The sequence below is a fragment of the Cohnella faecalis genome (assembly GCF_003570905.1).
GTDB classification, from domain to species: Bacteria; Bacillota; Bacilli; order Paenibacillales; family Paenibacillaceae; genus Cohnella; species Cohnella faecalis.
In genome coordinates, this window is sequence record NZ_QXJM01000040.1 from 813,777 (window position 1) to 830,472 (window position 16,696).

Below are 16,696 nucleotides of genomic sequence, written 5' to 3' on the forward strand. Positions count from 1 at the left end.
TTTATACCTCCTACCTCTGGTTAATGAGCTGTTTGACTTGTGCAACCGAATACTCCAGAGGTTCTTTCGGTATAAAAATGCTTGATGTGCCGCATACCAACATATCAGCGCCATTCTTGATGACCTCGGGGATAATAGCGTTACTGATATTTCCGTCCACCTCTATAGAGATGTCCAGACCCTCTTGCTCGAACTTCGCCTTTAAATCTTTGATTTTACGCAGCGTGCGAGGGATGAACTTCTGCCCGGCGAATCCAGGGTTAACGGTCATTAAACAGACGTAATCGAGGGAATCCATAATGTAGTCCAGCTCGCATAATGGAGTCGAGGGATTAAGTGCTACACCGGCTTTAAGGCCATGGCTTCTAATTTGCTGAAGCGCTCTTTCCAGATGAACCTTGGATTCCGCGTGGACGGAAATCATATTCGCTCCTGCTTTGGCAATCGGATCTATGAATCTTTCAGGCTCCTCAACCATTAGATGAGCATCGAACGGTTTGTTGGAATACGGACGCAACGACCTTATGAGATCGGGTCCTAATGTAATATTAGGAACAAAGTTGCCATCCATAATATCGAAATGATAAAAGTCTACTTCCGCCGAATCTAGCTGATGGATATTCTCGATTAATCTGCCCAGATCTGCGCACATTAATGAAGGACCAATGGTAACCACTATGCACTCTCCCCTTCTATATCCAGTTCAAATCACAAAGCATTAATTTATAATTTAACTATATAAATCAACGCACCCAAAAAGAATGAACATATCCAATAAGTCATTTGAACAAAGATAAGCGTGCACAGAAGCCAGCCATCAAGGGGAATCAGTGATTTGTGCTATGAAGAGATAAGGTTTGTTCCATGCAGCAGCGTTCTGAAATCTATAAACTAGGTATAACCCGGATTAAAAGACACAACGGAAGGGAATTCGTATGAACATGAAGACCATCTATCACAGAATGAAGCCGAAGAGATTAAAGGGGAAGCTCTTTTTATCTATGCTCGTATTCATTATTTTTCCTTTGATATTGCTGAATATTTATTTATTCAACGAATTTGAAGTGGCGTTGCAGGACAAAATCGTGGCGCAAAGCTCTAAAGGCTTGGATCAGTTGAAGCAATCGACCGAGGATCTTATGAGCCTGGTCTATAAAACCTTGGTAATGGTTCAGAACGATAACGCGATTCATAATGTATTGACGGAGCCTGAGAAATATACCGTACTGGATCGAATACATCGTACAGAGCATGTACTAAAAAACATTGATAACAGCATTTTTTTATTCAATTCGCAAATCGTCTATTATACGTTGCTTGATTTAAATGGAAACGTTTACACTTCGTTTCAGCCTCAAGAAATGTTGAATTACGATACTCTTAAATCCGAAAGCTGGGCGCAGCAATTAAACGCTGACCGTCCTTATATGTGGATTGCCAACGATCCTAACTATGTTTCGCGAGACATTACGAGCAGCAAGTATCTGCTGACGCTAAGCTCGACGATGAGAGATACCAATAAGACCCCGTTTAGTTTGGCAAGAATCAGTATCGATTATGAAGCATGGTTCAAAGCATCCGTGCAAAGCAATGAGGAGCATCAATATTACATTATCAATCATGCAGGAATGCTGGTCTCTTCATTTAATAGCGAACAAGCGCTTGATTCTCGCATCCTTTCTTTCTTTAGCGAAAATACGGAAAAAAGCGGGTTTTATTTCGATCAAAGCACGGATTCCCTCATTAACTATCGAAGCATTCCTCAGCTTGACTGGTACTTTGTTGATGTTATTCCCAGGAAGGTGCTATTCAATGAAGTACGGCTATTAAAGATTAAGTTTTTTAGCATCTTTTTTGCCTTTATTGTTCTGTTTATAGGCATCAATATGTTTATTTCGTATAAATTCACTAAGCCATTGACGGTGCTGGAGAAGAAAATGAGCAGTATTGTCAATCAAAACTTAAAATTAACCATTTCCGAGAAGAACTACACAGGTGAAATTCTTCAATTAATCCGTTCGTTCAACCAGATGTCGACGGATATGAATAAGATGGTGAAATTATTGAAGGATGAGCAAAAGCAACGGGAAATGGTTCATTTTCAGATGTTATTGTCACAGATCAATCCCCATTTCTTGTTGAATACGCTAAATACGATCAAGTGGCTTGCCATTCGAAAAGGCGATAAGGATATCCCCGATATTTGCGTGTCGCTAGGCCACATTCTGGAGACGAGCTTACATTCAGAGGTGGAGCTCATCTTCCTCAAAGACGAGCTTAAGCTGATCGAGGATTACTTGCTCATTCATGAATTGCGCTTCAACGATCAGTTGAACGTTCAATATGAATATAGCTCGGGAATGGATTACGCGCTGGTGCCTAAGCTGAGCATTCAGCCCTTAATAGAAAATTCGATTATTCATGGGATTGCCCCGCTAAAAGGCCAAGGGATGATTACCGTCCGTATTTTCACTCAAAATAAGCTTCTTTATATTGAAATCGAAGACAATGGGGTCGGAATCAAGGAGCAAAATAGGCAACAAAGAGAGAGAAGCCGCAAAGGCATAGGCTTGCAAAATTTAAAGGAGAGGCTGCATATTTTGTTCAAGGAAGACGGCCTATTGGAAGTGGTACCGTTAGAGCAAGGGACATTAGTTCGTATGCAGCTGCCGTATTTGCTCTCAAGTCCATATGAAAGGGGCTGACATCTATGTGGAAAGTGCTTCTTGTTGAGGATGAGATGTTCGTCAGAGAATCCATAAAGATGATCGTCAATTGGGAGGAGCTGGGCTTCACCATATTAGGAGAAGCGAATAACGGAGAAGAAGCTCTGCAACTGCTGAAAGACAAGCACTTTGATCTCGTCATTACGGATATCAAAATGCCGGTCATGGATGGAGTCGAGTTGCTGAAGCAAGCTAGAGAGCTGGATTTGAATTGCAAATTCATTATGCTAAGCTGCCTGAATGAATTTGAATATGTGAGACAAGCATTGGAGTTTGGTGCTTCGAATTACATTCTGAAGCTCTCCATGAGCATAACCAGCTTGGTGGAGTCATTAACCAAGATTAAAGCGGAGCTTGAGGAGCATTCCCAGTACTCCGACCAGAAGATTAATCTATTCTACCAGCAGATTTGGGGCAAGATAACGGATGCGGATCATGATGAGCATGAGGTTGTACCCTTCATAATACACGAGCTTCAGCATTTTAATCTCACGATTATTTCCGTTATTCGAGGAGAAGAACGTTGGAATTCCAAGGATCATATGAAGAGGCTGCCTTTTATTGATTTTAGCCGTGCAGAAGCGACCCACTTGTATCACGGCGAGGGTCTAACCACCGTGTTTATTTGGCATAAGCCAGAGGTGATCTTAATAGATGTTTTGGCGGACAACCATGAATATTCGGCAGTATATGCAACGAACATTCACTATTCGCAATTGCATATGCAATGGAAAAGAATTATTCAACAGCTGGGCTTTGCTTGGTATGAAGGGATGAAAGGCGCATCTTCGATAGACGAAATCGAATACAAGGAAGCTACGCTTTATTTTGCATGGAGGAAAAAACGGGAGCTTGTTTCAAGCTTTGAAAAGCTGGAAGAGAAACAATGCGATGAACGAATCGATGAGATCTGGAACGATATGCGGAACAGTCATTTATCAATGGTGAAAGTAAAGAAGATAGCGGCGGATATCGATTATACGTTGTATTCGATGGTTCAGAAGGGAAACAGCAACCAAAGCGTGCTGTTCGATGCAAGAAGCCATGAGGAATTAAAGAAAGCGATTACGCATAAATTGCACACTTACTTGAATGAATACAAACAAACTCAGCCTACGATTATGACAGACCATCCGGAAGTGAATAAGGTGATCGCCTATATTAATGATAATTTCCATAAAGATATCTCGGTGAAAAGCATGGCTACTATGATTTCAATGGACGAAAACTATTTCAGCAGCTTATTCAAAGCGAAAACAAAGGAAAGCCTGATTACGTATGTGCATCATCTTCGCATCAACAAGGCGATGTTTTATTTGACGCAGACCGATCTTACCATTAATCAAATTTCAGAGAACGTAGGATTCAAAAACATTAATTATTTTAATCGAATCTTCAAACGGATTACAGGCGCAACACCCTCGCAATGCAGAGAATGAGGGGCAGACGCAGTCTATGATTTCCCGATGGTTTTGTTCTATGCGGTTAATGGATATGTTCATTCTTTTCTTTTTCATTCCTCTATAAGATAGACACCGTAAGACAAAAACACATATGGAGGTCAAATGAAGATGAAAAAGATCGGAATGGTTTTACTTTCTGTTTTGTTTACTTTATCTGTTCTTTCCGCTTGCTCAAGCAACGACAATAATAACAAGGAATCAAGCGGGCAAGCTAGCTCATCGAATGGATCCTCGAAGGATGTCGTTAAACTGACGTTCTGGGGAGGAGTTCCGGCCGAGTCGGGTCCGCAAGAAATTGTGGATACGTGGAACAAAGAGCATCCTAACATTCAAGTGACCTACGTTCGATACGTCAATGATGACAGCGGTAATTTGAAATTAGATACGGCGCTCGCCTCGGGCCAGAGCGTAGACATATTTGCCAACTATACAAAGCCCTTGCTGACGAAGCGGGCATCCTCCGGCTCGGCCCTCGATCTAAGCCAATTCAATGACTATAACATCGACGAGAAGATGGGGCCGGGCGCGAAGGAATGGGCAGTGGACGATAAATACTATGCGCTTCCTACAAAGAGAAACCTGCATTTCGTTTGGTTGAATAAGGATGCGCTCGATAAGGCAGGGCTGCCCGTTCCGACCGATTGGACATTAGCCGACGTTGAGCAATACGCCAAGGCGTTGAAAACCGATACGAGATGGGGGTACTCGACGTTCCCGTTCTGGAGAGACATCGTTACATTCGACGGATCGTTGGCGGTACAGGGATATGTCAAAGAGGACGGTACATCTAACCTTGGCGTTCCTATCGTAAGGGACGCTCTGAAGCTTAATTACGATATGATGCATACCTCCAAAGTGAGCCCTCCAATCAGCTTGATCGAGACGACTAAAATGAATTTGATCGCGGAGTTTCTGGGCAATAAGCTGGCGATGTTGAATGCGGGCGAATGGGTTTTCCGGGACGCCAATAATTTGAAGGATTATCCGCGCGACTTCAAAGTCGCATTTGCTCCGCTGCCAAGAGTTACAAAGGAGCAGGACGATTTCAGATATTTGGGCGGCTTGGGCGATGCAATCGCTATTAACGCTAAATCGGAATACAAGGAAGAAGCATGGGAATTCTTGAAGTGGTACGCTGACGGCGGCATGCTTCCACAGGCATCGGGAGGCCGCATACCGGCATCGAAGGATGCGGATCAAGCAAAGGCGATTGAGCTATTGCTCGGCGATTTGAAGGATAAATACGATGTAGAGTCTTTGGAAAGAATTCTGTCGAACGATCTCCCTACATTCCAGGTTACACTTCCGCAAGAGGTCATTGATTTAAGAGGCGATGAATTCGATAAGTACTACATTAATGCCCAGTCCTTGGACGATACGATTAACAATGTCGTCAAGAGACACAATGAGTATCTGAAGAGACACTGACACTGAATAGCGTACGGGGTGAGAGCATTGGCGAATGCTTCTCACCCTATTAGGAGGGTTGCAATATGAAGCTTAACTGGGCGAGACGGCAACAGCTGATTGGGTATATGTTTATAGCGCCTAATATGATCGGCGTTTCTTGTTTCATTATTATTCCTGCCCTATTTTCTATAGTCCTGGCATTTACGAATTGGGAGTTTCCGCAGTTAACAGCCGATTTCGTTGGATTGAGTAATTTCTCCAGACTTGTTCATGACGATGTTTTCTATCATTCTTTAAAAAATACGTTGATCTTTCTAGGATCAGTTCCTATATCTGTAGGCCTCGGATTTTTAACGGCACTTGTATTAAACAAAAGCGTGTATTTAAAAAATGTCCTTCGTACGATGTTTTTTCTACCGTACATTACAACGGGAATCGCCATTGCTTTCGTGTGGATGTTGATTTTCCAACCTGTTAACGGTCCCGTTAATTCCTTGCTAATGAGTATTGGAATCGATCATCCGCCAGGCTGGCTTTCCTCGACATCATCGGCCATATTCGTATTCGACATCATCTGGATCTGGTTCTTGCTTGGATACAACGTCATTATTTATTTGGCGGCTCTACAGGAGGTATCCGGGGAGCTGCTTGAAGCCTCCAAGATTGATGGCGCTCGCATGCTGCATACGATTAGGTATATTATCTGGCCCTTGGTTAGCCCGACCACGCTATTCTTGCTGATGACGGGATTTATCGTATCGATCAAACAGATGGGAATCTTCCAAGCCATAACGGATGGCGGCCCTGGAGACAGCACGACCGTGTTATCCTTATACATCTATAAGACAGCCTTTAGGTATTACGATATGGGGTACGCTTCCGCGATTTCGGTCTGTCTTCTGCTTATTATTATCATCATTACAGCTATCCAATGGATTGCGCAAAAAAAATGGGTTCATTATTCATGAAAGGATAGAACGTATGCGTAAACTTATATCTACCATCGTCATGTTCATGTTTGCACTGCTCATGATCTATCCGTTTCTTTGGATGATTAGCACGTCCTTTAAGCAACCGTTCGAAGTGTTCCAGTATCCGTTCCAATGGATATCCGATCACCCCACGTTGAAATATCACGAGAATGTGTGGACGGGGCCGGCCAGCTTCATTAAATATTATCTGAATTCATTGAAAATATCGACAATTAGCACGATCGGAGCCGTATTTTTTGCTGCGGTTGCCGCCTATGGATTTTCAAGAATCGAATTTAAAGGCAGAGATACGTTGTTCTTAATCTATCTCGTAGCCATGATGGTTCCGAATCAAATCATTTTTGTTCCCAAATTCATTCTATTTAACGCAATCGGAATCTATAACACGCATTTGGCTTTAATATTGCCCGGTATATTTACCGTGCTTGGCGTGTTCATGCTTCGGCAATTTTTCATTGCCGTACCGAAGGATATTTCAGAATCGGCTATGCTCGACGGTGCGGGCCATATGAGGATCTTTCTCCGAATCATGCTGCCGATGGCCAAGCCTTCGTTAGCTACGCTCGCGATTATCGATTTCTCGTGGCACTGGAACGATTTTGAGAATGCCCTTATTTTCCTGTTGGATGAAAAGCTGTATACGGTCTCGCTCGGCTTACAAAATTTTGTTCTTGAGAACAGCGTAGATTACAACGGAATGATGGCGGCGGCTACAGCCGGGATGCTTCCGATGATTATCGTATTTTTGATCGGCCAGAAATTTATAGTAGAGGGGCTAGCGAGCTCCGCTGTTAAAGGATAACGAGAAACCAGTTCAACCAGATCACGGAAGGGGTAAGTGAAAATGAGATTTGAATCGGTGAAATCGGATGTTACGGTGATCGGCGGCGGGCTGTCGGGAGTGTGTGCCGCCGTGGCGGCTGCAAGAAACGGAAAAACGGTAGCGCTGGTACAGAATAGGCCGATGCTAGGCGGAAATTCAAGCAGTGAAATTAGAGTATGGGTAGTTGGCGCCACAGGGCACGGAGTCAACAGATACGCGCGGGAAACCGGAATTATGGGGGAGATGTTTCTTAAGAATCAATATGTAAACCCGGACGGCAATCCGTATTTGTGGGATATGGTCGTTCTGGAGACGGTTAGAAACGAAGCGAACATTCAATTGTTTCTAAACACGGACGTTCATGAGATCGAAGCCGACGGGCCGCAGAGCGACAGGGTCATCCATTCGGTGACGGGTTGGATGATGGGCTCCGAGCGCAAGATCAGGTTTGAGAGTCCCGTGTTTCTGGATTGCACAGGCGATGGACTTGTCGGCTTCTTGGCCGGAGCGAAATACCGGATCGGACGGGAAGCCCATGCCGAATTTCTGGAGAGGTGGGCGCCGGAAGAAGCGGATGATATTACGCTCGGCAGTACGCTGCTGTTCTATACGAAAGAAGTGGATCATCCCGTAACTTACATCGCGCCAAGCTTTGCGAAGGATATTACCCAAACTCCGATTCCGATCAAAAGAGTGCTTAGAAGCGGTGATTCCGGATGTCATTATTGGTGGATAGAGTGGGGCGGAGAAATCGACACGCTTCACGATAATGAACGTATTCGGGACGAGCTATGGTCCGTTATTTACGGAATTTGGGACTACATTAAAAACTCGGGTAAATTCGACGCAGAGCGGATGACGCTGGAATGGGTGGGCAGTATACCCGGCAAAAGAGAATACCGGCGTTTCATCGGCGATTACGTCCTGAATCAAAATGACCTCGAAGTCCAAACGGTATTCGACGATTGCGTGACTTTCGGAGGCTGGTCTATCGATTTGCATCAGAAGGAAGGCATGTATGCCGTAGATCACTTGTCTATGCACTTCCATAGCGACGGCATATTCCAAATTCCATATCGCTCCTTATATTCGACTAACGTCAGCAATCTGCTTTTTGCAGGCAGAAATATTAGCGCTACTCACATAGCGTTCGGCGCTACCCGAGTAATGGGTACGTGCGCAACCATCGGCGAGGCCGCCGGAACCGCTGCGGCGCTATGCGTTGAGCATGGAGTTACCCCGCGGGTTATATCGGAATCATATCAAGGAGCTTCAGCAAGCCTTATTATGGCAGGACGCTTCGATTATTGGTCTAAAGCATGAGGATGTTAAAGATTTGGCGCAGCAAGCGAGCGTATCCGCATCCAGCTATACCTCGATCATCAACATCGATTCTCCGGACGAGAAGCATCAATTGGTTGCGGATGCAGGCATTCTTATACCGGTTGACCCGAGTATGGCTAACATTGAGATTCTAATGGACGTGACTGAAGCGACTACCGTGGAGGTCGAGCTTTGGAGCACAGGCAGACCGGAAAATTATATTCCCGTCGAGCTGCAGGTTAAGGATGCTGCAGTGGTTCAAGCAGGCGAGCTGCAATGGGTATCGTTCCATCTGCCATGGAGTCCGGCTGCAGCCGAGAACGCATTTATCATTGTAAAAGAGAATGACAGCGTTCATATGCATTTGTCTCACAAGCCTTGGAGCGGCGTTCTTTCCTTCATTAGGGAAAAGACATTGAACGCAGCCAGAGGATTGGAAGGGCTGGATCCGAATCAGTTGGTGGTTCAATGGAACATGAGGCGTTCGGTACGGAAGCCTTTCTGTATCAGGGTGCAAGAGTCGATGGAAGCCTATCATCCATCGAAAGTGACCGACGGCTATATGAGGCCTTATGGCGGTCCGCACATGTGGTCTGCCGAGATGACCGATCGGCCGGAGTGGCTGCACTTGAAGTGGAAGGAACCCGTGACGGCGAACGAGGTGCATATTACTTTTAATGACGACGTGAATGAAGATTTAATCAATCTGCATCATCATCGTACGCCATTCGAGGTCATACCTGAATTGGTAAAGAGCTACAGGATTGAAGTCCGTCGTAATGAGGAATGGACGGCAGTCGCAGAAGTGAATAACAACCGACAACGCAAGCAGGTTCATTATTTTGAGGAATCGCTGTCTATGGAAGAAATGCGGATCGTATGTACGGAGACGAACGGTCATTCGCAATTCGAAATAGCGGGAGTACAAATTCGATAGATGAGGAAGCGGGTGAACGGGGCATGGGGAACGTAATGATGAATGCAGCGATTATGAAGGATAAATTACTCATCGAAGTGGAACAGATCGAACGGCCTGCGCCGGGGCCTAATGAAGCGTTAATAAAGGTACAATGCATTGGCGTCTGCGGCTCGGATATTCATTATTATGAGCATGGCAGAATCGGGAGATACGTGGTTGAAAAACCGCTGATTCTAGGGCATGAAGTAGCGGGTACGGTTGTGGAAGTCGGCTCTAACGTAAGCAACGTGAAAATCGGGGACAGGGTTGCAATCGAACCGGGAGTGCCGTGCGGTCAATGCGATTATTGCAAAGGCGGCAGATATAACCTGTGCGCGGACGTGTTTTTTCTGGCTACCCCGCCCGATAATGGAGCATGGGCCGACTACATTGTCATGCGCAGCGATGCGCTGTTTACGCTGCCGGATACAATGAGCTTCGAGGAAGGAGCCTTGTTGGAGCCCCTGTCGGTTGGATACCATGCCATGAATCGCGCTAATGTTAAACCTAGCGATAAAGTGTTTATTACAGGTCTGGGTCCTATTGGTTTGTTAGCTATTCAAGCCGCTAAGCTGTTCGGCGTCAAAGAGATTTATGCAAGCGATGTGGTTGCGTTTCGCCGGGAATTCGCGCTGAAAATGGGGGCGACGGCGGTCTTTAACCCGCTTGAGGACTCGATTGCCGAGGAGCTCTCCGTACTAACCAACAACACGGGAATTGACGTTGTCATTGAATCCTCGGGCAATCGAAGCTCCATCTCAAGCACGATGAGTTTGGTTAGAAGAGGCGGAAGAGTCGTATTTGTAGGCTTGCCTCCCGAGAATGAAGTTCTGCTCAATGTGGATAAAATCATTGATTCCGAATTAAATCTATATGGAGTCTTTCGATATGCCAACACCTATGCGGCGGCCATTCAGGCCTATGCTAAGAGCGGGCTCAATATTAGCGAAGTGATTACGCATCGATTCGAGCTGCAGGAGATTAACGCGGCTTTGCATCTAGCTAGAACGCAGAAGGATAAAGCGGTAAAAATTATGATTTATCCCGAATCTGAAGCGGCGCCGTCAAGGTAGACAGGATGTTATATTAGGTTATTTGCTAGGCATGAGCTCGGTACTGTACCGGGCTCATGCCTTCTGTTTTTTTCTTAAGCTCGGCTATGGATGATGTGCAAACTCGACGAGGGACTGGAAGCCAAGCTGACGCTGATCCCCGCGTCAGCTTGACTATGGGAAAACGACAGTGCTAAGCGAATGGGCTAAAAAAGGCAAACCCCTCTTTAGGCTGCAAGCACAAATCCTGTGTCGTGATTCGCCTTAATTCACGTTTTGCCAGAAGATAGGTCTTCAACGGAGGTTTTTAAGTCCTCAATATCAGAGTTCATTGAGTAGATACCGTCCCTGATTTCTTGCAATACTTCGATCAATTCTTCCAAAATAAACACTCTAAGATTTGTTTTTTATTATCCGTTCTTACAGACGATCTTACCACTATTATTTTTTACAATTCCCATACCTATAAGATACTCGCATGCTTGCTGCATAGCATTATTGATATTGCCTCCGGCTCTATTGAATCCGAATGCCCTTGCAGTAACCAAACAAAGGTCGGTTGATGTAATTCCAATACTCTTACTGACGATTTGGAACATGGCTTCCGCGATCTCTTCTTTGGGGATGTGAGCAATTGTTCTTATTCCAACATTATTGGACAATGGAATGCGGGCAGATATGTTTTCGGCCCCCTTTATCCACATAAAATCACCTTTTCGATCCAGCCTATCTGCAAGATATGTATCGATAATATAGTTAACGGAATCTCTAACTTTTACTGTAACCTTCTGATTTCCAAGCAATCCTGCTACTCTCTTACATAACAGTTCGAAATGTATGGGGGATTCTTTTTGTACTACATGGCTTATTACATCTTTTAAATATGACGCATCATCGGATAATCGTTTAACCTCATAGACATTCGCTTCTTCGTAATAATCAAATAAATACGGGTTATCGTATGAGTGCTCATTAAAATCTATGAGATTCTCTACAGTCTCGATACCAATTGTTTGCTGTAGTAGTTCATATTGAAGCTTTTGCATCGCTCCAGAATTAACGTTGCTTTCTGTATACCCGCTAATGGCCTTGTTTACAGCATCCAGTAACTTACGACCTTCTGTTAAAGGATCTTTTATCCAGTCGGTGGACCATATGCGATATATTTTCCAACCGATATCCTCTAAGACGGTTTGACGCAGCCTGTCACGTTCTCTAGCCGTTCTAGCTGAGTGGTACGTGGCCCCATCGCACTCTATTCCGAGGACGAATCTACCGTTTAACGTTGGGTGTTTAACGGCAAGATCGATTCGATATCCAGAGCAACCAACTTGAGTAGCAACCATAAACTCATTTTTTACTAAGAAGTCATACACAGACTCTTCAAAGGGGGATTCAACGTTAACCGTATCGGAATATGTTAGTTCATTAAATATTGCGTCAGGCCCATTTATTGCGAATTCAATGTATGACCGCAGCATTTTTACACCGTCAGCATTCGTGCTATCCAACTTGATATCTGTTGGCCGAATCGAGCCTACAAGCTTAACATTATGTTTAGCTCTGGTTATAGCAACATTCAACCTACGATAGCCACCAGATCTGCTTAATGGCCCGAAGTTCATATACATAATGCCATTTGGATCTTTTGCATAACCAATACTGAAGATAATGGTATCGCGTTCGTCGCCCTGTACGTTCTCAAGGTTTTTGATGAAAAAAGCTTCTTCTTTCTTTTCATTGAAGAACTTCTCGTATTCTTGATTTTGTAGACGCAATTGCCGAATCGCTGTTTCCACAGCCTGTTGTTGGGCTTCGCTAAAAGTTACAACCCCTAAGGATCTTTCAGGATAGTTGCGGAAATGCTCGTAAACTAGCTCAGCCACACGAGAGGCCTCTTGTACGTTGCATTTCTTACCGCCACGATCATAAATTCCATTCTCAATATAAATATACTCGACTCCGTGGTTAGGCACCTTATCAATGTGAGAAGGAAACGTGATTAAAGTATGATTGTAAATTTTTGCATTTGAGAAAGCAATCAGATGTTCATGACGACTCCGATAATGCCATCGTAGTGTTCGCTCCGTCAGAACAGTAAGCGATTCATCAAGAATAGACTCAAACGCATCGGCATCATCGAAATCTTCGTCATCTTCCCCATCTACGTCAAAGTCTCCATCTGAAGTACTCGCTGCAAAGAAATTGGTAGGTGGCAATTGTTTATTATCACCAGCAATAATGACTTGCCTTCCTCTCATAATTGCTCCTATAGCATCTTCAGTACAAACCTGTGATGCCTCGTCGAAGATAATCACATCAAAATTGTAGTTCTCTGCATCAAGAAATAAGCTTACGGAGAGGGGAGACATCATCAAACACGGTTTTAGAGTAAGTAATAAATTAGGTATTGCCTTGAATAGTTTCCGTAGAGGAAGTATTTTGCGTTGTTTGCCTAGCTCGCGTTTTAATATTCCAACCTCATCCACAGCCATTGTAGCTATGTTTAAATCCGGCAACCTTGAGACAAGCCGTTCTTTAGTCCTTGTTCGTGCCAATGAAAGTTGAGTTAAATCGAGACGATTAAATTCTTGAATGATCTCATCGTGACTGCGACTACGGAATGAATTAACTGATGGAAACTTTAAGATCACAGAGTCTACCCACAGTCGATAAAAACGCTTAAGGAACGAACCGACTATCTGATCTTTGTCGATTTTGAGTTCCTCAACCTTCTGAACATATTCCGATAGTCCATCTTTATTGCACTCATCCCTGCTGCTACGAAAATCAATCCATTCTTCCAGAGAAAATATGTTATTCAGACAATTGCTAATTTTTAAAGAAACAACTCTTACGTCTGTTCGATGTAACTCCTCTTTATTGTTAAAGAGGCTTGCAAACCATCGCCATTCCTTCTGTATTTGATTCAAGTTGTCCTTAAGAATTTTATTGTAAGAAGAGACCTCTGTGACGTATGAGAAATCGGAACAAATACGAGCAATAAAACTCTGCGGCAATGAATACTTTTCATAATTTTTTTAAAATCTCCAGCCCAAGATAAAGATCCTAAGATGGAGTTCCAATCGTTTGGATACTACCGTTGAAGAAGTTATGATAGTTCTCTTTCAGGTTGTCGCTCTCCATATTGATTGTGCGATCAATAATCTGAATAATCTCTAACTTGGAGAGATCATTCATAACCTCGTCATATGAAAGTTCTTTTTGACTATGCTTTGTTATCTCTGTAAATAATCCGTTCAATACCTGAAGTGATTTCATTACCCCGGCAACCATTTCAAGAAGTACTTGTAGATCCAAAACTCTATAATCGGATGTTGATGGAAAAATCTTTTGAAGAGTAAGAATCAGATCGGAGTCTTTTATGATACCAAGCTTCTGATGTCGTGTTTTAATGTCCTGATAATTCGTTCCTCCTTGAACGAGAAAGTCTTTAACGCTAACAGGAATATTTTCGCCTGAGAAACAGTTGATAATGTTTGAAAATTGTTCGAGCGATTGCTCGAAGAGCCCCCAGTCCGTCATTTTTCCCAAGTAATGGCTCCCGAGTAATTGGGCGAGTATTTGTTCATTTTCAATTAACCACGAATGCTTTTCCCCGAGTTCTTTTAATTCGTTTAATACTGCAATGATGGTTTGGTCATCGAGCTTTAAAGAACTGTCTCTCATCAAAGCACGAATTTGTTTTTTATCTGTTCTATAGCTCTTCTTAATGGTCTTGAACCAAGATGTGTATTCAACTTTAAAACGTTTGAGCATAGACGAGTAATCAATGTCAAAAATCTCATTATCGAAACGGCTGCTAATGAAAGTCGTGAGATCGTTGATCTCGTTGTACTTATTCTTTGCTTCTTCTGACAATTTCTTAATTGCATTATACTTACTGGATCAAACCATGCCTCAGTAGGTCTTGGATTTAGAAGTATGAGGCCCAATAATGTATGAAGAGTTTCTAAACCTGAAATGGATCTCTTATAAGGGATTTTTAATATTTCAAAAATACTCTCTGCTGCAGTTGAAGTATCTTCTATTTTTCCACAAAAAGAAGTCAGTTCATTAATGATTGATTTTGCGAACTTCAAAATATCATTTTCACTTGAAAAACTATCCGCATTTAATGAAGGCTTAATCGAAGTAACACTTGATGAGAGTAGTGATTTCGTATTTTCTGCTGGCAGAATAAAGTATTCTTTGTCATAAATATTGACTAACTCTGACTGGTAAACTTCATATTCCTTTTTCATTGCAAGAAATTTCTCAGCTTGCTGAATCAGTGGAGTAATATTTTCAGTAGTTATCCAATGAATCGGAATTCCCGGCGACTTTTCCGATATGTCGAGAATCTCAATGAATTCCTCTGCAGTAGCTAGCGTTAAATCTCTGTTCAGTTCAAGGTTCGAATAGATTTTATTATAGTTCTCAACAAGTATATGGAAAGCGGGGGTCAGCTTTCTTAAGTTTGTTTCAATATCGTGCCGTAGTTCATGCGAAACATTGGAACTGTGCAGTTCCTCCAAGGGTTGAGCGCGTAATCCTCAGTCATTTTTCCAATGGTTTTGGAGAATTCATTCAAAAGGTAAATATATCTATTCAACTTCTCTGGAGTCGTTTCGCCGATATTGTCAATGGAGAAAATAACATCCGGGGTTTCGTATAACTTAGCTAATTTCCCATTTATTCTGTATAGTGTTTGATTGAGAGCTGAATGGTCGTGTGAAGTTCAGTAATATATTGATTTAGTTTATCCCTTTGCTTTTCAAGTAGTTCTAGTTGGGATATTGCCTCATCATGAACTTTAAATCTATTAAGAGCCAATGTATTACCAAGATCGTTTAGGACTTCCTTCTTATTAGCTCTATGGCTATGTAGGGTTAGACAAAAATCTGATAAGCCTGCTTGTGTCAATCGTTTGTGTACAACCTCAAGTGCTGCCATTTTCTCCGAAACAAATAGCACTCGCTTTCCCTCAGCAAGACTCTCGGCGATAATGTTTGTAATCGTTTGGCTTTTTCCAGTACCAGGAGGCCCTTGCAGCACAAAGCTGACACCTTTCTTTGCGTAAAGAATGGCGTCCTGCTGGCTGGAATCTGCATCAACGATTTGAAATGTATCAATAGCCCGCGTCTTCCGGTCATGATCAAAATGATTGAATTCCTCAGGCAAAGTCTTTATTTGACTTCGGTCTCCGGATAGCCGAGAAGGACAGGATGAGTTTTAATCTTATCCTGATTCTTATCCAAGTCTTCGTACATATTTATTTTCAAGAAGGAGAGCAAGCTTAGGGCCGGTCTCAAATGTAACTTCCCATTTATTTTTAATAACAGATTTGTTGAGGTTGTCGAGATAAGTGGTAATACTATCTTCGTGTGCATCAAACTCAGGTAAAATTACCCCAAATTCATGTTCCATCTTATATTTTAATGTTGGGTTAATTACAATTTCATCTTCATGCATACGTAGAACGAATGGTGACGTTAATGACTCCAGCATGAGCGAAACCGGAGCAAGCACGATGGGAGAAGAGATAATTCGATCAGAGTCGGGGCTCTCCCTCCACTTTAGAAAACCAAATGAAAGATAAAGGATGTTTACGCCTTGCTCTTCTAGGGCTGTTTTTGCTTTATTTCTAAGATTTCTTAATGTCTTCTGTTGCTCCTTAATGGTTTGATTGGTCTGTAAGTCGCCAAGTGAAATATATGATTCAGTTTCGTCGTCATAGTCATTGTCATCATCTTCAAATGGGAATGGAAATTCTAAGGCACTTTCATTAAGTATGAGTAGTCTATACAACTCCACGAGATCAGGGCTACTATTTTTATGTTGGAACGTTTTGTTTCTCGATAGTTGATGAGTCTGTTTTTTTTGCCCAAATCAAGAAGACGCTTCTTCCACTTATCTATACGAACATCAATTGCAGCCATAATAACA

The 16,696-nt window shown here is 42.9% G+C and carries 12 protein-coding genes and 1 pseudogene; 7 read left to right on the top strand and 6 right to left on the bottom strand.

Translation table 11 applies throughout. From position 1 onward, the window contains the following. Positions 1 to 10 precede the first annotated feature (10 nt). Positions 11 to 676, bottom strand: coding sequence for a ribulose-phosphate 3-epimerase (gene rpe, locus D3H35_RS25155; protein ID WP_119151880.1), 666 nt, complete (start codon positions 674 to 676; stop codon positions 11 to 13). Positions 677 to 935: 259 nt separating this feature from the next. Here rpe and D3H35_RS25160 point away from each other — a divergent pair, with 259 nt between their 5' ends. The 7 genes and pseudogenes from D3H35_RS25160 (at position 936) to D3H35_RS25190 (ending at position 10,768) form a co-directional block, all read left to right on the top strand. Next, entirely contained in the window at positions 936 to 2,705 is a 1,770-nt protein-coding gene (locus tag D3H35_RS25160) for a sensor histidine kinase (RefSeq protein WP_119151881.1), read from the top strand. A gap of 5 nt (positions 2,706 to 2,710) precedes the next feature. Then, positions 2,711 to 4,165 (top strand): response regulator transcription factor, encoded by a 1,455-nt coding sequence (locus tag D3H35_RS30945; protein WP_158594259.1) that lies wholly within the window; start codon positions 2,711 to 2,713, stop codon positions 4,163 to 4,165. Positions 4,166 to 4,297: 132 nt separating this feature from the next. Beyond that, positions 4,298 to 5,617 (top strand): ABC transporter substrate-binding protein, encoded by a 1,320-nt coding sequence (locus D3H35_RS25170; RefSeq protein WP_233568132.1) that lies wholly within the window; start codon positions 4,298 to 4,300, stop codon positions 5,615 to 5,617. 65 nt (positions 5,618 to 5,682) lie between these two features. After that, on the top strand, positions 5,683 to 6,567 hold the full coding sequence (locus tag D3H35_RS25175; RefSeq protein WP_119151883.1) for a carbohydrate ABC transporter permease: 885 nt from the start codon (positions 5,683 to 5,685) through the stop codon (positions 6,565 to 6,567). A gap of 13 nt (positions 6,568 to 6,580) precedes the next feature. Next, the gene (locus D3H35_RS25180) at positions 6,581 to 7,393 is read left to right on the top strand and encodes a carbohydrate ABC transporter permease (protein WP_119151884.1); all 813 of its coding nucleotides are present in this window, start codon (positions 6,581 to 6,583) and stop codon (positions 7,391 to 7,393) included. A gap of 42 nt (positions 7,394 to 7,435) precedes the next feature. Continuing rightward, a pseudogene (locus D3H35_RS25185) lies at positions 7,436 to 9,674 on the top strand (FAD-dependent oxidoreductase). A gap of 23 nt (positions 9,675 to 9,697) precedes the next feature. Further along, positions 9,698 to 10,768, top strand: coding sequence for an NAD(P)-dependent alcohol dehydrogenase (locus tag D3H35_RS25190; RefSeq protein ID WP_119151885.1), 1,071 nt, complete (start codon positions 9,698 to 9,700; stop codon positions 10,766 to 10,768). Positions 10,769 to 11,157: 389 nt separating this feature from the next. Here the strand turns inward: D3H35_RS25190 and D3H35_RS32910 are convergent, their stop codons facing one another. The 5 genes from D3H35_RS32910 to D3H35_RS32930 form a co-directional block, all read right to left on the bottom strand. Continuing rightward, positions 11,158 to 13,680 carry a DUF3320 domain-containing protein gene (locus D3H35_RS32910; protein ID WP_233568133.1) on the bottom strand — a complete coding sequence of 841 codons (2,523 nt, stop codon included), beginning with the start codon at positions 13,678 to 13,680 and terminating at the stop codon, positions 11,158 to 11,160. Positions 13,681 to 13,816: 136 nt separating this feature from the next. After that, the gene (locus tag D3H35_RS32915; protein ID WP_233568134.1) at positions 13,817 to 14,437 is read right to left on the bottom strand and encodes a hypothetical protein; all 621 of its coding nucleotides are present in this window, start codon (positions 14,435 to 14,437) and stop codon (positions 13,817 to 13,819) included. Next, positions 14,437 to 15,285: a hypothetical protein gene (locus D3H35_RS32920; RefSeq protein WP_233568135.1), complete on the bottom strand. Its 849-nt coding sequence runs from the start codon at positions 15,283 to 15,285 to the stop codon at positions 14,437 to 14,439. The genes D3H35_RS32915 and D3H35_RS32920 overlap by 1 nt, the downstream gene beginning before the upstream one ends. A 157-nt stretch (positions 15,286 to 15,442) precedes the next feature. Further along, the gene (locus tag D3H35_RS32925) at positions 15,443 to 15,931 is read right to left on the bottom strand and encodes an AAA domain-containing protein (protein ID WP_233568136.1); all 489 of its coding nucleotides are present in this window, start codon (positions 15,929 to 15,931) and stop codon (positions 15,443 to 15,445) included. Between the two features lie 69 nt (positions 15,932 to 16,000). Beyond that, positions 16,001 to 16,564 (bottom strand): DUF4011 domain-containing protein, encoded by a 564-nt coding sequence (locus tag D3H35_RS32930; RefSeq protein ID WP_233568137.1) that lies wholly within the window; start codon positions 16,562 to 16,564, stop codon positions 16,001 to 16,003. Between the last annotated feature and the right edge of the window lie 132 nt (positions 16,565 to 16,696).

Excerpts from the sequence above, each read along its gene's own strand:
- D3H35_RS32915 (WP_233568134.1), bottom strand. The coding sequence starts at position 14,437 with ATGAGAGACAGTTCTTTAAAGCTCGATGACCAAACCATCATTGCAGTA.
- D3H35_RS25175 (WP_119151883.1), top strand. The coding sequence starts at position 5,683 with ATGAAGCTTAACTGGGCGAGACGGCAACAGCTGATTGGGTATATGTTT.
- D3H35_RS25190 (WP_119151885.1), top strand. The coding sequence starts at position 9,698 with ATGGGGAACGTAATGATGAATGCAGCGATTATGAAGGATAAATTACTC.
- D3H35_RS25170 (WP_233568132.1), top strand. The coding sequence starts at position 4,298 with ATGAAAAAGATCGGAATGGTTTTACTTTCTGTTTTGTTTACTTTATCT.
- D3H35_RS25180 (WP_119151884.1), top strand. The coding sequence starts at position 6,581 with ATGCGTAAACTTATATCTACCATCGTCATGTTCATGTTTGCACTGCTC.
- D3H35_RS30945 (WP_158594259.1), top strand. The coding sequence starts at position 2,711 with ATGTGGAAAGTGCTTCTTGTTGAGGATGAGATGTTCGTCAGAGAATCC.
- D3H35_RS25160 (WP_119151881.1), top strand. The coding sequence starts at position 936 with ATGAACATGAAGACCATCTATCACAGAATGAAGCCGAAGAGATTAAAG.